The sequence below is a fragment of the Bradyrhizobium sp. HKCCYLRH2047 genome (genome assembly GCF_051168175.1).
Classification (GTDB): domain Bacteria; phylum Pseudomonadota; class Alphaproteobacteria; order Rhizobiales; family Xanthobacteraceae; genus Bradyrhizobium.
This window is the reverse complement of record NZ_JBNPUM010000002.1, coordinates 352427-366731: the sequence shown is the minus strand read 5'-3', so window position 1 is coordinate 366731 and position 14305 is coordinate 352427. Positions and strand designations below refer to the sequence as shown.

At 66.8% G+C, this 14305-nt stretch carries 14 protein-coding genes; 10 read left to right on the top strand and 4 right to left on the bottom strand.

What is annotated here, in order from left to right; translation table 11 throughout:
* The first annotated feature begins 14 nt into the window (after positions 1-14).
* The 6 genes from ACQR1D_RS05220 (at position 15) to ACQR1D_RS05195 (ending at position 6006) form a co-directional block, all read left to right on the top strand.
* Positions 15-1532, top strand: a complete 1518-nt coding sequence (locus ACQR1D_RS05220; protein ID WP_434893778.1) for an AMP-binding protein — start codon at positions 15-17, stop codon at positions 1530-1532.
* A 69-nt stretch (positions 1533-1601) separates the two neighbouring features.
* Positions 1602-3047 carry an FAD-binding oxidoreductase gene (locus ACQR1D_RS05215; protein ID WP_434893779.1) on the top strand — a complete coding sequence of 482 codons (1446 nt, stop codon included), beginning with the start codon at positions 1602-1604 and terminating at the stop codon, positions 3045-3047.
* On the top strand, positions 3044-3487 hold the full coding sequence (locus ACQR1D_RS05210) for a DUF4383 domain-containing protein (protein ID WP_434847155.1): 444 nt from the start codon (positions 3044-3046) through the stop codon (positions 3485-3487). The genes ACQR1D_RS05215 and ACQR1D_RS05210 overlap by 4 nt, the downstream gene beginning before the upstream one ends.
* On the top strand, positions 3484-4587 hold the full coding sequence (locus ACQR1D_RS05205; RefSeq protein ID WP_316181214.1) for a hypothetical protein: 1104 nt from the start codon (positions 3484-3486) through the stop codon (positions 4585-4587). Before ACQR1D_RS05210 ends, ACQR1D_RS05205 begins: the two co-directional genes overlap by 4 nt.
* A complete protein-coding gene (locus ACQR1D_RS05200) occupies positions 4571-4876 on the top strand; it encodes a hypothetical protein (protein WP_315804548.1) in 306 nt (101 codons plus the stop codon). Before ACQR1D_RS05205 ends, ACQR1D_RS05200 begins: the two co-directional genes overlap by 17 nt.
* Positions 4877-5034: 158 nt before the next feature.
* The gene (locus tag ACQR1D_RS05195; RefSeq protein WP_434893780.1) at positions 5035-6006 is read left to right on the top strand and encodes a S1C family serine protease; all 972 of its coding nucleotides are present in this window, start codon (positions 5035-5037) and stop codon (positions 6004-6006) included.
* 19 nt (positions 6007-6025) lie between these two features.
* Here the strand turns inward: ACQR1D_RS05195 and ACQR1D_RS05190 are convergent, their stop codons facing one another.
* Positions 6026-7957: a calcium-binding protein gene (locus ACQR1D_RS05190; RefSeq protein ID WP_434893781.1), complete on the bottom strand. Its 1932-nt coding sequence runs from the start codon at positions 7955-7957 to the stop codon at positions 6026-6028.
* A gap of 352 nt (positions 7958-8309) precedes the next feature.
* Between ACQR1D_RS05190 and ACQR1D_RS05185 the strand changes: the two genes are divergently transcribed.
* From ACQR1D_RS05185 to ACQR1D_RS05170, 4 genes are all read left to right on the top strand, one after another.
* Positions 8310-9377: a phospholipase gene (locus tag ACQR1D_RS05185; RefSeq protein WP_434893782.1), complete on the top strand. Its 1068-nt coding sequence runs from the start codon at positions 8310-8312 to the stop codon at positions 9375-9377.
* Between the two features lie 138 nt (positions 9378-9515).
* Complete coding sequence (locus ACQR1D_RS05180; protein ID WP_434838010.1) at positions 9516-10880, top strand: hypothetical protein; 1365 nt, start codon at positions 9516-9518, stop codon at positions 10878-10880.
* A gap of 4 nt (positions 10881-10884) precedes the next feature.
* Positions 10885-11706: a hypothetical protein gene (locus ACQR1D_RS05175; protein WP_434893783.1), complete on the top strand. Its 822-nt coding sequence runs from the start codon at positions 10885-10887 to the stop codon at positions 11704-11706.
* Between the two features lie 91 nt (positions 11707-11797).
* Entirely contained in the window at positions 11798-12004 is a 207-nt protein-coding gene (locus ACQR1D_RS05170; RefSeq protein ID WP_315804553.1) for a hypothetical protein, read from the top strand.
* A 75-nt stretch (positions 12005-12079) separates the two neighbouring features.
* Here the strand turns inward: ACQR1D_RS05170 and ACQR1D_RS05165 are convergent, their stop codons facing one another.
* From ACQR1D_RS05165 to ACQR1D_RS05155, 3 genes are all read right to left on the bottom strand, one after another.
* Positions 12080-12742, bottom strand: a complete 663-nt coding sequence (locus ACQR1D_RS05165) for a DsbA family protein (protein ID WP_434838012.1) — start codon at positions 12740-12742, stop codon at positions 12080-12082.
* 5 nt (positions 12743-12747) lie between these two features.
* The gene (locus ACQR1D_RS05160) at positions 12748-13533 is read right to left on the bottom strand and encodes a sulfite exporter TauE/SafE family protein (RefSeq protein WP_316218004.1); all 786 of its coding nucleotides are present in this window, start codon (positions 13531-13533) and stop codon (positions 12748-12750) included.
* A 201-nt stretch (positions 13534-13734) separates the two neighbouring features.
* Positions 13735-14229, bottom strand: a complete 495-nt coding sequence (locus tag ACQR1D_RS05155) for a hypothetical protein (RefSeq protein WP_316218005.1) — start codon at positions 14227-14229, stop codon at positions 13735-13737.
* Positions 14230-14305: the final 76 nt, after the last annotated feature.

The following is a 14305-nucleotide window of genomic DNA, read 5'->3' as shown; positions in this document are numbered from 1 at the left end:
ATGTGGAGGAATGGATGCTGATTCCGATGGCCGACGTGCCGCGCTGGTATGCGGAGCGCAAACCCAGGGATAGCGTCGCGGTCCGGCACGGCACCGATACGCTGACCTGGGAGCAGCTCGAGCGCCGCGCCAATGCGCGTGCGCGCGCCTTCGCGGCCAAGGGCGTGAAGCCCGGCGACTTCGTCGCGATCGGCCTGCCCAACGGCAATGCGCTGTTCGAGACCAGCTTCGCGGTGTGGAAATGCGGCGCGACGCCGACGTCGCTGTCGTGGCGGCTGCCGCGCGGCGAGGCCGCCGCGGTGCTCGAGATCCTCAATCCGTCGCTGGTCGTCGGGGGCGAGGCCGACTGGAATGCACCGAACGCGCTGCCGGCCGATTTCATGCCCGACGGCTTTTCCGACGCGCCGCTCGCCGCGCCGGTGTCGCGCTATTGGAAAGCGATGACCTCGGGCGGCTCGACCGGACGGCCGAAGGTGATCCTCGATCACCAGCCGGCGGTGACCGACACCGCCGCCGAGCCGCCGCTCGGAATCCCCAGGGGCGCATCGCTGCTCAATCCCGGACCGCTCTATCACAACGCGCCGTTCATCGTGTCGCACTACGCGCTGTTCGCCGGCGGCAGCCTGACCGGGATGGTGAAGTTCGATGCCGAGGAGACGCTGCGGCTGATCCAGGCGCAGCGCATCCAGTGGGTCAACTTCGTGCCGACGATGATGCACCGGATCTGGGCGCTGCCGGAGGCGGTCCGCAACAGCTACGATGTGTCGAGCCTGAAGATGGTGTTCCACATGGCCGCGCCGATGCCGCCATGGCTCAAGGAAAAATGGATCGAGTGGCTCGGGCCCGAGCGCGTCTACGAGCTCTATGGCGGCACCGAGCGCCAGGGTCGCACCGTCATCTCCGGCACCGAATGGCTTGAGCACAAGGGCTCGGTCGGCAAGATCGACGAGTCCTGCAAACTGCGCATCCTCGATCCCCAAGGCAACGACGTGCCGCCGGGCGAGAGCGGCGAGATCTACTTCCTGCCGGCGGACGGCGCCGGCAGCACCTATCACTATCTCGGCGCCGAGCCGAAGCGGCGCGCCGACGGCTGGGAGTCGCTCGGCGACATCGGCCGGCTCGATGCCGACGGCTACCTCTATCTCGGCGACCGCCTCGCCGACATGATCCTGCGCGGCGGCGCCAACATCTATCCGGCCGAGGTCGAGGCGGCGCTGATGGCGCATCCCGACATCCGCTCCTGCGTCGTGGTCGGCCTGCCCGACCCGGAACTCGGCCAGCGCGTGCATGCGATCGTCGAGATCGACCGGGCCAGGAACGCACAGGCTATTGTCGACGGCATGAGCGCGTTCCTCGCCGACCGGCTGAGCCGCTACAAGCACCCGGAGAGCTACGAGCTGGTCGACACCATGCTGCGCGACGATTCCGGCAAGGTGCGCCGCACCCTGCTGCGCGACGAGCGCGCGGAATGGATCAAGGATGGACGCGACTTCCGTCTCGCACCCACCCGGGCACGACCGGCCGCAGACTGACCGCACGGAAATTTTTCGAACGTTTACGATGCCGGCGTAGACTCCGTCAGGGGAAGGAGAGTCCGCGCCATGATGTCGAGACGACGGTTTCTGGGCGCCGCAGCCACGGCCGCGGCGCTGCCCCTGGCGCGGATGCCGCGGGCGCGGGCCAAGCTGCGCACCATCCTCAACGACGCCAGCCGGCTCAACCCGACGCCGGTTGCGAAGCATGTGGTGATCCGCAAGCCCGCCACCGACGATCTGATCGCGCGGCTGCGCGCAGAGCTGAAGGAGGCTGCGGCCGCGAAACGTCCGGTGACCGCGGCCGTGGCCCGGCATTCGATGGGCGGCCAGAGCCTGCCGCGCGACGGCACGGCAATCACGCTCGACGGCGGCGCGATCGAGCTCGACACGGCGGCAAAGACCTATCGGACCGCGGCCGGCAACCGCTGGTGGGACGTGATCGCCGCGCTCGATCCCAAGGGCTTCTCGCCGGCCGTGATGCAGTCGAACAGCGATTTCGGCGTCGGCAGCACGTTCTGCGTCAATGCCCATGGCTGGCCGGTGCCGTACGGCCCGTTCGGCTCGACGGTGAAATCGATCCGCATGCTGCTCGCCGACGGCACCTTGGTGCAGTGCTCGCGCACGGAGAATGCCGAGCTGTTCGGGCTCGCGATGGGCGGCTATGGCCTGTTCGGCCTCATCGTCGATCTCGAGGTCGAGATGGTGCCGAACCTGCTGCTCGAGCCGCGCTTCGAGCGCATGGCGCCGGAGAAATTCGCCGAGCAGTTCACACGCAACATCGATGGCGACGCCAATGTGAAGATGGCCTATGGACGGATGTCAGTGTCGCGCAAGGCGTTCTTCGACGACGCCCTGCTCGTCACCTTCCGCCCCGCCCCCGATGCTCCGGCGACCCTGCCCGCGGCCGTGAGCTCCGGCAAGCTCACCGGCGTCGCCAACACGATCTATCGCGCCCAGACCGGCTGGGAGGTCGCCAAGGGCCTGCGCTGGTTCATGGAGACCCGGCTCGGCCCCGCCATTTCCGACAGCCGCTACACCCGCAACTCGCTGATGGCCGAGCCGGTCGCCAATCTGGCGCAGAAGGACATGCACCGCACCGACATCCTGCACGAATATTTCGTGGCGCCGGAGCGGTTCGGCGAGTTCCTCACCGCCTGCCGCGAGATCATTCCCAAAGCGCGCGCCGAATTCCTCAACGTCACCCTGCGCTACGTCGCCGAGGACAAGACACCCGCGCTCACGATCGCGCCGGTGCGCCGGATCGCCGCCGTGATGTCGTTCTCGCAGACGACCTCGCCGGAGGGCGAGATCGACATGCTGCGGACGACCGAAGCGCTGATCGACCGCATCACGGCGATTGGCGGCGCGTTCTATCTGCCCTATCGTCTGCACGCCCGCCGCGACCAGGTCGAGAAGGCCTATCCGGCGGCCGCGCGTTTCGTCGCCGCCAAGCGGCAGTATGATCCGAACCTCCTGTTCCGCAACGCGATGTGGGACGCCTATTTCGCATGAATACATCAGCAGCAGACGGCTTCGCATTGGACCGCTATCGCATCGCCGCGCTCGCGCTCGCCGTGGCGCTGCTATTCGCGGCCGCGACCGACTACATCCCTGCCTTCATCGATGCGCAGGGCCGCGTGTTCGGCCTGTTCCAGCTCGACATCTACAAGGATGCGCTGCATGTCGTCTCCGGCCTGTGGGCGCTGGCGGCGATGCTGACCCGCCGCAGCGCGGTGTTCTTCCTGCGCGTGTTCGGCTCGCTGTATTTCCTGGACGGCGTGATGGGCGTCTTCACCGGCTCGGGCTATCTCGACCTCTCGATCGTCATCGACGGCATTCGCGACACCTCATGGCTGGTGAAGATCCTCTCGAGCCTGCCGCATCTCGCGCTCGGCGCGATCGGCATCGCGGTCGGCTGGTCGCCGTGGCGTAGACAGGCTGCCGTCGCATGAGCCTGCGTCGCAAAGCGCTGTATCTTCTCGGCGTCGTCTTGGCAGCCACGGCGATAGGCATTGCCACCACCGTGATCAGCGTCGAGACGGTCTGCGTGGCCGACGTCCCGACCCCGGTGGTGAACTCCGACTTCGGCATCACCGATCCCGCCTATGCGAGGTCGCAGGGTGACAGCTTCCTGACCTTTCCTGAATGGTACATCGTCCACGCCTATGCCGACCTCGCTGCGGTGACCGGGCAGGCCTCGGAGTCCGACTTCCACTATCTATCGAGCGTCTCCGGCTTCTGGCGCAGCCTGTGCCGGGCCACGCGCCAGGCGGCCGGCTCCGGTCCCGCCACCTCGGAGCAGAAGCTGACGAACTACATCATCGGCTTCAGCTTCACCGCCGAGATGGCGTTGCAGGGCGCTTACGAGAAGAGCATCGGGGCGATCAGCTGGGAGACCACGGACGGCGTCAAGACGGCAGAGGACGTCTTCAACCTCGCTCTGCTGAAGGATTACGCGGCATTCCTGTATCAGACCCCCTGGTATCGCTATCCCTTCGTCGCCAAGCTCGATCAGTTCTGGCGCGAGACGCCCTTCGTGCCGTCGTTCCGCGCCGTGGAGCGGCGCGTCTCGCTCAGCCTGCAATATGCCGGGCGCGCCGCCTATGCGGCCGTCATCGGCTATGCGGCGGGCTACGATCCGGCCGTGCTGGCCATCCAGAGCGTCGTCACCGGCCTGCCTGCCGCCGAGCTTGCAGTCATGCCGGGCGTGAAGGTGATCCGTGAGGTCACGGACGCCAAAGGCATGAAGGGCGTGCTGGTGGAGACCGAGCGCTACGCCAAGTTCGATGCTTTCGCCAAGGAGCTCGGCCGTCATGACGGCGCCGGGCTCGGCGAGGTCGCGGGCAACCATCGCATCCTGGTCACGATCATGGTGCCGCCGGGCGACGGACGGCTGGCAGCTTTCGATGGGCTGCCTATATTCAGCGTCCCGATCCAGTCGCGTCCCGGTGCCCGCCGCATCGGCGTCGACGTACCGGTGCGGTCATTGGTTCAGGACATCGGCCGTTTCGAAGCCGCGGGATATACGTTCGAGCATGCCTACGACTATTGACCGGCCTCCCCCGTCCCGCGCCCTTCCCTTGAAGGGCGTGCTGGCCGTTGCCCTTGCCTGGTTTGCGGGCATGGCTGCCATGGCCCTGGTGATCAAGCCGGATGCGGTGGTCGTGTTCGGCCCGTCCGACCGTATGATCTCGGCGATCGTCGCCTCCGATGGAGCCTTGCTCGATGCCGGACGTTTCCACATCGCGGCCAGAACCGGAGCCTCGACTGTCGGCAGCCTGTATGCTGCCGGCGCGTGGCTGGTCTGGCCCCTGATCGGCAGGGGCTGCGGCCGCGGGTAGTCGGCACGGGCAGTTCCTCCCAGCGCCGGCGCGGGGCCCGCGGAACTGGCGCAGCCGCCCAAAGATGTTAAGCTCGCGTTCACGCTGTGGCCGTCACGCGACACGAAGCAGAAGCTTGGTCGATACATCCGGGCGTATCGACAGAGCAGGAGAACGAAATGCCTTCTTTGACCGAATGGAAAGTGCCCTCCGCCTTCCAGCCTCGCGCCGAAGACTATCAATACGATCTCGATCAAGCCCTGTCCTCGATCGTGGGCCTGCATGCCATCATTCCGTCCGACGCCTTCAGCGCGGAAACGCTCGGGACCGAGCGTGCCGGCAATGCCGTCGTCATCGACGACGGGCTGGTGCTGACCATCGGCTACCTGATCACCGAGGCTGAATCCGTCTGGCTGCACCCCAATGACGGACGCGTGGTCGAGGGCCATGTGCTCGGCTTCGACTTCACCACCGGCTTCGGGCTGGTGCAGGCGCTCGGGTCGCTCGACCTGCCCGCGCTGCCGCTCGGCTCGTCGTCGGCAACCAAGGTCGGCGATCACGTCGTGCTCGGCGGCGCCGGCGGACGGACGCGATCGGTCGCGAGCCAGATCATCGCCAAGCAGGAATTCGCCGGCTATTGGGAATATCTGCTGGACGAGGCGATCTTCACCCACCCCGCCCACCCGAATTGGGGCGGCACCGGCCTGCTCTCGGCCAAGGGCGAGCTGATCGGCATCGGGTCGCTCCAGTTGGAGCGCGAGCGCGACAGCAAGGACGAGCACGTCAACATGGTCGTGCCGATCGACCTGTTGAAGCCGATCATCGATGATCTCAAGCGCTTCGGCCGTGTCAACAAGCCGGCACGCCCCTGGCTCGGCATGTACGCGACGGAGGTCGACGATCGCGTCGTCGTGATCGGCGTCTCTGACAACGGCCCGGCGGCCCGCGCCGAGCTCAAGGCGGGCGACGTGATCCTCGGCATCAACGGCGACAAGGTGACGAGCCAGAGCGAGTTCTATCGCAAGCTCTGGGCGCTCGGTGCAGCCGGCGTCGACGTGCCGCTGACGGTGCACCATGAGGGCGTCACCTTCGACGTCACCATCGCCTCGACCGACCGCGCCAAGCTGCTCAAGGCGCCGCGGCTGCACTGAGGCGGCCGCGGGCCTGCGTTCACGCGTTGACGTGCCAGGCCGCCGCGATCTGGTCGTGCAGTTGCGCATCCGTCGGCAACTGTGATGCCACCGTGGGATCGAAGCCCGGATGCGCCTGGGCGTAGGTCGCCATGGCCTGGACGAGCTGCGGAACGTGCGTATCGATCTCGAGACCGCCGGCCTTGATCTCCTGCAACTGATAGGAGCCGCCAAGGAACCAGTCGGCGACGGTGACCTGCTGATGGGTGCCGAGAATGTCGATCTCGAGATCGTTGCCCCATTTGACAAACCAGAAATTGTCGGCCGTGTAGGTCGTTCCGAAATCGAGCGTGCCGGTCGGCTTCGACAGCGAGGCGACGCCGTTGATGATGACGTCGTTGCCGTCGCCGGGCGCATAGACGTAGGTGGCGCCGACGCCGCCGACCAGGATGTTGTCGCCGGCCCCGCCCTTGAGCACGTCGCTGCCGCTGCCGCCGATCAGCAGGTCGTCATTGGCGGTACCCGCCAGCGTGTCGTTGCCGCCGCCGGCGATCAGCAGCGCACCGTCGGAGGCGGCAATGATCGCGCCGGGCACCGGATCGACCGCGACCGAGGTCGCGGCATCGCTCAGCGCCGCGCTGAGCCAGTCGAGATTGTCGGTCTTGCCGCCCCACAGCGCGCCGATCGCCATGTCGATCAGGTTGGCGTCATCGCCCTCGAAGCTCGCAACCGCATCGATCAGCGCGAGCTTGCCGAGGATGTCCACCGTAGATCCGGTGTCGGTGTGCGACCACAGGTCGGACGACAGATCCGCGACCAGCAGGTTGTTGGCCGTATCCTGATAGAAAATGCCGTGCTCATGGCCGATCACGCCGGGCGTCGCCGTGACCTCGTCGTGGTTCTGCGCCAGCAGCGCCGAATATTCCACCACGATCTCGGCCAGCGCCTTCTCGACCCCGCCGTTCTTCAGGTAGGTCGCCGCGGTGTCGGCGCTGACGCTGTTGCCGAGCACGCCGCCGCTATTGAACAGGGCCTGAACGGCGCTGTTGCCGTAGCCGCTCGCATCGGTGACGGTCGAATAGGCGATCATGTCCTTCATCTTGTCGGACGGCGCGCCTTCGCCGCTCACACCGGCCGCGGGAATGCCGACCGCCGAAGCGATCGCGTCATCCTCCAGCGGCGCCAGCAGCACAGCCGCCGCCTTCTTCCAATCCTGGGCACCGTTGTCGCTCGCCCACTGCATCATCGTCAGCAGCGCGATCGAGTGCAGGCTGACCGGATCCAGACCGAGATCTGTGCCCGCGCCGAGCACGGTCTTCTGCTCGGACGAGATGCCGATCGCAGCATGGGCGATGGCGAGCGCGCCGGCGACCGGTCCGAGCTGCAGCAGCGCCAGCGGCGCTTCCAGCACCGGCGCCGCTGCCCGCACATATTGCAGGATCTCGCCGGAAAGGGAGACCATGTGAATGTCGGAATAGCGGTCGACCGGGTGCGACGTCAGCGCGCCCCAGAAGCCGTGCAACTGGTCGTAGCGGACTTCCGCCGCGAATTCGAACGGCATCGCGTCATACGCATAGGCCACCTTGTCGTTGAGCGCCGCGATGTAGCCGGCAAGTCCGCCACCGATCGAATGTCCGGTCAATGAGACGTTCGATGTCGCCCATGTCTTGTAGTAGGACTCCGCATCCGGGAACTGTGTCGGCCAGCCAGCCAGACCGGCGCCGCCAAGCCACGACGGCACGTCGGCGAGACTGTCGGTGCCGCGAAACGAAATGATCCGTGTCGATGGATCGCCCGCGAGCTGATAGGTCGCGGCCTCGAAATTGTCGGCGGTCGACGTCACGCTCGCCGCCACCAGCTCATAGCTCCCGATACGGTTGAAATTGACCACGAGCGTCGGGTTGACGCCTCTGTTGTAGACGTCCATGGCGAGCACCGCGTTGATCAACGCGGCCGACGGCGACTTGGTCATGATGCGAATCCCCCCTCGGCAACCGATCGGCAGTTTTGACCCAGGGCGGTGATCCATGAGGAACCCTCCGCTGCGCCGTCGGCTCTCACCAAGTGCGACATCGCGCCCGAATTTTGTCAATCAACTATCGTCTGCGCGTGTATTCGCGCGCGACTCACCTGTCACGCGCGACGGCAACGTCCGCACCATGTTGACTTGCGGGAGCCGCATCGCGAGATTGCGGCTTCGCGGAGCGAACACGCGTTCGGAAAATGGTCATTGCCCGGACGGCCGATTTTGCGTTGCATGACAGCGCTCGCCGGCAAACAGACGAGACGGCCAGACCCGCGGTTCGCGTATCAAGGAGACCTGCATGACGGATGCCGTGGTGGATGACATTCTCATCGTGTTGCCGCCACTGCTGCAGACGCTCGAAGCCCTGTCCTACGTCGCGCGCTACCTGAATCCGCCGGATTTCGATCGCGTGATGGCTGATGTCGGCGATCCGGAGCAGGCGCTGCACACGGCGCGGATTCATCTCACGTCGTGGCCGGCGGACTTCGCCCATATCCGTATCGCCTTCGACACGGCAGCGGACGCCGCGCAGATGTCGTTTGCCGGCCTGCGCGCCGTTCAGCGCGGTGAGGGCGACCTCGTCGACGTGTTCAGGGCCCTCCGTCAATTGCCCCGCGCACTCGAGGCGCTGTTTCCACTGGCAGCGACCTTGCCGCCGCTGAGCGAATTCTTCCTCGATCCCGCCGTCGATGGCGACGACGGACTGCGCCAGTTGCTGGCCACCTCTTCGGCAGGCAAGGACGCCGTATTTCACGACCATAACGAGATCGGCAATCGCGGCGGCTTCTCGCTGTATGTGCCGGAATACTACACGGCGGACCGGGCCTGGCCGCTGGTCATGGCGCTGCATGGCGGCAGCGGCAACGGCCGTGACTTTCTCTGGAGCTGGCTGCGCGCCGCGCGCAGCCTCGGCGCCATCCTGGTTGCCCCCACCGCGGCCGGACCGACCTGGGCGCTGATGGGCGACGACGCCGATACGCCGAACCTGCTGCGCATTCTCGACCTCGTCCGCAGCCGCGTCGCGATCGATCCCACCCGCATGCTGCTGACCGGGATGAGCGACGGCGGCACGTTCTGCTACGTCAGCGGACTGGCCGCAGGCTCGCCGTTCACGCACCTTGCGCCGGTGGCCGCGACGTTCCATCCGCTGATGGCTGAGATCGCCGACCGCGACCGTCTGCGCGGGCTGCCGATCCAGATCGTGCACGGCCGGCTCGACTGGATGTTCCCGGTCGAAATCGCGCGGCATACCGCCGACGCCCTGGCCAAGGCGGGCGCCGATGTCGCCTATCGCGAGATCGATGATCTCAGCCATTGCTATCCGCGCGAGGCCAATGTCGAGCTGCTGCGCTGGCTGATGCGCTGAGCCAGCGTCTCCCGACGACATGGCTGATCGGTAATGCCGCCGACACAATGTCGGCGGATTTTGTCCGCACTGGTTCTGCTCGGCCATACAGCGGGGGCGCTGCATACGGGCGGCCATGAGGCCGCCGAAGGTCCGCTCATGCCCTCGCCGCTGATGCCCTCGTCTCCTGCGTCCGTCGCGCAAGTCTCCTTCGCCCGCTCCTCCACCTCCGTCGTGCTCGCCAATGGCGTCAGCCGTCTCGAAGTGACGCTGAAGCTCACGACCGCGATCCTGGCGCTAGCCGCCGGCGTCTACACCTATCTCGGCGTCCGCGAATTGCTCAACGGCAGTCCGACCACGGTGTTCTTTGCGGCGGTCATCTACTCGGTCGCGGTCTCGGTCGGCATCTACGCCTTCTGGGTGTTCATGATGCAGTTCATGCCGCACGTCACCAGCACGATCGGGCGCTTGATGATGGCCGGCTGCATGTTGCTGGGCTCGCTGATGATCGTCGCGATGTCGTCCTGGCTGAATGCCTCGGCGCTGGCCGGCGCCGCCGCAATCCAGCAGCATCTTGCGATCACCGTGCAGAACTACACGCGCGACCTCGACCGGGCCAACAGCCAGGCGATCGCTGCGCAAAGCCTGCTGCCGGACATCCAGCTCGCCTCCTCCCGCTTCGCCAAGCTGGCGGACGCCGAACGCGCGGGCTCGCTCACCGGCACCTCCGGATCGGGCACCGTGGTCCAGCTTCTCGCGCAGATGTCGACGCAGCTCGACGGACTGGGCCAGCAGGTCCAGGAGTCGGGCAAGCGCGTCTCCGCTCTCTATGAGCAGGGCGGCAAGAGCCTCGCCAGGATGCGCGAGCTGATCTCCGACCGCGGCCCGATCGCAACGCGCAGCGATGCCTTCGCCACGGAGTCGCTCAACCTGATGGGCGTGATCGCCAATCTGCAGCAGACCTCGGTGGCCCCTGCGGTGAAGCGCGCCGCGACGTCGCTGTCGGCCGGATTCATCGCGCCTGCCCCGGGCGGACGCAGCGGCGACCTGGCCGAGCGCCAGACCGCCGTCGTCGGCAAGGTGGAGGGCGCGATCGCCACGCAGGCCGCCTCGCTCGCCGACGCCGCCGACAAGATCCTGGCGCTGCCGCGGATCGAGCCGACCCGGTTCCAGACGCTGTCGCCCGCCGAAGCCGTGCTGCGCTACGCCGGCGACTTCATCCCGAGCTGGGCGGGCGCGATCTCGATCGACCTGATGCCGGCGGTGCTGGTGCTGATCCTCTGCGTCGTCCATGCCGCCATCCGCCGTGAGGGCCTGCCCGCCGTGAGCGCCTCCAGCCTGACGGCCAGCGATCTCGTCACCGCATTGCAGATTGCGCGCGAGGTCGAGGATGCCAGGCGGGCGGCCGAGCGACGGCCTGCCGAAACGCCTGCTGAGCAGCCTTCCGCGCCAGCCATCGAGCCGGCGCCGGCCGCGGTGGATGAGAACGTGACGTCGCTGTCGTCGGCTCGGCTTGGGAAGTAGTCCCGTGGCTTCGGCGCTGAACCGACGCGTCCATGCCTGGCTCGCGGACAATCCCGATGAGAGCATTCTGCGTTGGGTCTTCCGCAGCATCCTCGTCGTCACCGCCGCAGTTCTCGCGGCGGATCTGCTCGAGCTGAATGCTCCGCAGGTGCCATCGGATGCAGCCCCGACTCAGCTCGACATTCGGCGCGACGCGCCAGACATGCCGGCCGAATCACCATCCGTTCTGGCGCCCCTGATGAAGCGGCTGATGCCGCTGCCGCAGGGCGATCGTGCTTTGCAGCAGCCTGTTCAGTTCGAGCTGCGCGGCGGCGGCCGGCTGTTCGCGATCGGCACGATCACGCCCGGCAGCGCGCGCAGCTTCGCGGACGCAGTCGAACGTCATGGCGAATATATCCGGACGATCGTGTTGAACTCGCCCGGCGGCTCCGTCGCCGACGCGCTGGCGATGGGGCGACTGATCCGCGCGCGGAAATTCGCAACCGAAGTGGAGGCGGGAAAATATTGCGCGTCGTCGTGCCCGCTGGTGTTCGCAGGCGGTCTCGAGCGCCGGGCCGGCGAGCGGGCGGTCATCGGCGTGCATCAGATCGCCGCAGTCCCCACGTCCGGGACCACCGTGAGGTCCGGCGACGACATGAGCCTTGCGCAGAACATCTCGGCGCGATGCCAGCGCCACCTCGCCGCGATGGGCATCGATCTGAAGGTCTGGGTGCACGCGATGGAGACGCCGCATGACCAGCTGTTCACGTTCAAGCCCGACGAGATGAAAGCACTCAATCTCGTCACCTCGCTGCCGGAATCGCGGCCTGAAAAATCGCGCAGTTAGGATGTCCTGATCGCGGTGGACCGGGACCGCGGCGAGCGCGGAACCAAGTTTCGACCGCGGCGTTGTTGGCCGTCACACTGGAGAACATGACATGCGGACATTCGTGGGAATGATCCTGGGGGCCCTCATCCTGGGTTTGGGCGTCTACATCCATGATTCGATGCAGACCTCGGAGGTCGCCAACGGACCGAGCGCGCAGTCGCGCCGGACCATCGTGAACTGGGACGTCGCGGCGGACAGCTGGAATTCGCTCAAGACCCGCGCGCATGACGACTGGGTTCGCATCTCGTCGAAGTAACGCGCACGACGCTTCGTTTTCAGGGCGCCTCGGCTTCGGTCGAGGCGCCTTTGCTTTGCCAGCTAGTTGGCCGCCTTAGTTGGCCGCCTTGGCCTTGCGCGCGTCGGCGATGACCTGCTCGAACTGCGCCATGGTCAGCACGCCGGGCACCCTGAACTTGCCAACGATGAAGGACGGCGTGCCGCGGAAACGCAATCCCCGCGCCTGCTTGTCGTTGCGCGCCAGCATGGCGTCGATGGCCTTCGCGTTGGCTGCGAGGTCGCGCTTGGCGCGGTCGATATCAACGCCGGCTTCAGCGAGCAGCTCGTCGATGCGCGGCTCGGTGAGCTTCGAACTGACGCCGATCAGCGCGTCATGCGCCCTGGCGTATTTGTCCTGATATTTGCAGGCGAGCGCCATCCGCGCAGCAACCACCGAAGTCGGCCCGAGGATCGGCCACTCCTTGAGAACCCAGCGCACCTTGCCATCATCATGGATGACCTGCTGCAGCTCGGGATCGAGCTTGCGGCAATACGGGCAATTGTAGTCGAACCATTCGACGATCGCGATGTCGCCCGCGGCATTGCCGAGCACCGGCGCATCGGGATCGCGCAGCACCGCGCCCTCGTCGGGCTCATCGGCATCCTCGGCGCGACTGTCGCGGGGCCACAAGGACAGCGCCGCGGCTGCGCCAAGAAGCGTCAACACGTCACGCCGGCTGCTGGCGGAGATGATCGCAGTCGAGGGGACGCGCTTCATTGAGGTCAGCTCCAGATATGCAGCAGGCTGCGTGTCAGCATGTACAGCGCCACCACCGCGATCACGACCGAAAACACCACGTTCAATGCGCCGCGCCGTTCGGACAGATGGCGCGCCAGGCGCGTGCCGGCAAGACCTCCGGCGATCCCGCCGGCGATGAACAGTCCGGCGAGATCCCAGGCGACGAGCCCTGACCACGCATAGCTCGCCGCGGTGGTAAGCCCGAAGGTCGTCACCGCGACCAGCGACGAGCTCACCGCGTTCATGATCGGCATGCCCGTCGCAGCCATCAGCGCCGGCACGATCAGGAAGCCGCCGCCGATGCCGAAGAAACCGGACAGCGTGCCAGTGGCGAGACCGAAGCCGACGATCGCCGGGATGTTGGCCATGCTCATCTTCACATCGGGGGTGCCGATGCGGGCGCGCGTCTTCAGCATCAGCATGGCGATGACCATCATCACCAGCGCGAACAGCGCCAGCAGCTTCTGGCCGTCGACCATCTTGCCGAGCAGCGAGCCGGTGAAGGCGCCGACGATTCCCGCCGTTGCGAACAGCGCCGCGATCGGCCAGATCACGGTGCCGCCGCGCGCATGATTGGCGAGATTGATGGCCGCGTTGGTGGCGACCGCGATCGCGCTCGAGCCGATCGCGATGTGCGGCTCGGGCACGCCGACGACATAGACCATCAGCGGCACCGCCAGCACCGAGCCGCCGCCGCCGACGAGGCCGAGCGAGAACCCGACCATCGCGCCGCAAACCAGGCCGAGCATACCTTGGACAGCAGAGATCATGGCGAGAGCAGGGTCATTTCCCGCACCGGAAGGCAAGCCCCAAAATCACCGGAGCAGTAATGCCCCGCCACCGGCGAGGACCGCCGCGCGACCGGCGTTGAGCCCGGTCCGGCCGGCGGTCTCGCGGCGATGCATGGCGTCGAGAGCGGCGGCCGGCCGCATGATGCCCCCGGCCCGCCGGCAACGTCACGTCAATCCGGATCAGGCAGCGCCCTTCAGCTTCTTGGTGCATTCGCTGTAGTAGCCGCCGCCCTTCTGGATCCACTTCAGGCCGCCATTGGCGTTGGTCGCCTTGTTGGCATTGTACTGATCGACGCAGGTCTGCAGCCGCGCCTTGCCGGGCTTCTCCTTGGCGTATTTCGGGTCCACCGCGTTGGGGAACACGGCGGGACCGGTCGGCGCGGGAGCGGCCTCCTTGGCGTCGGATTTCGCCTCCTTGGCCGGCTTGGCCTCGGCCGCGGGTGCGGCCGGAGCCGCCGGTGCCGCGGCCGCGGTGGCATCGCTGCCGCACTGGGCCTTGCGGAAGTCGTTCCACTTCTGGCCGCCCAGCGTGCCGGCCTCCTTCGCCTGCTTGTACTTGGCGCTGCATTCCTGCGCGGTGAGCGCCTGCGCCGGCGCCGCGGCGAACGTCGCGAGGCCGATCACGGCCAGCGTGGCGAGTGATGAAGCAACCAATGATCTTGCGTGAAAACTCATCCCAGATCTCCCTGTGGAGCATGTTGAATGGGACGGTAATTCTAGCGAGACGCCTGCGACCGACAAAGCAGGCGGG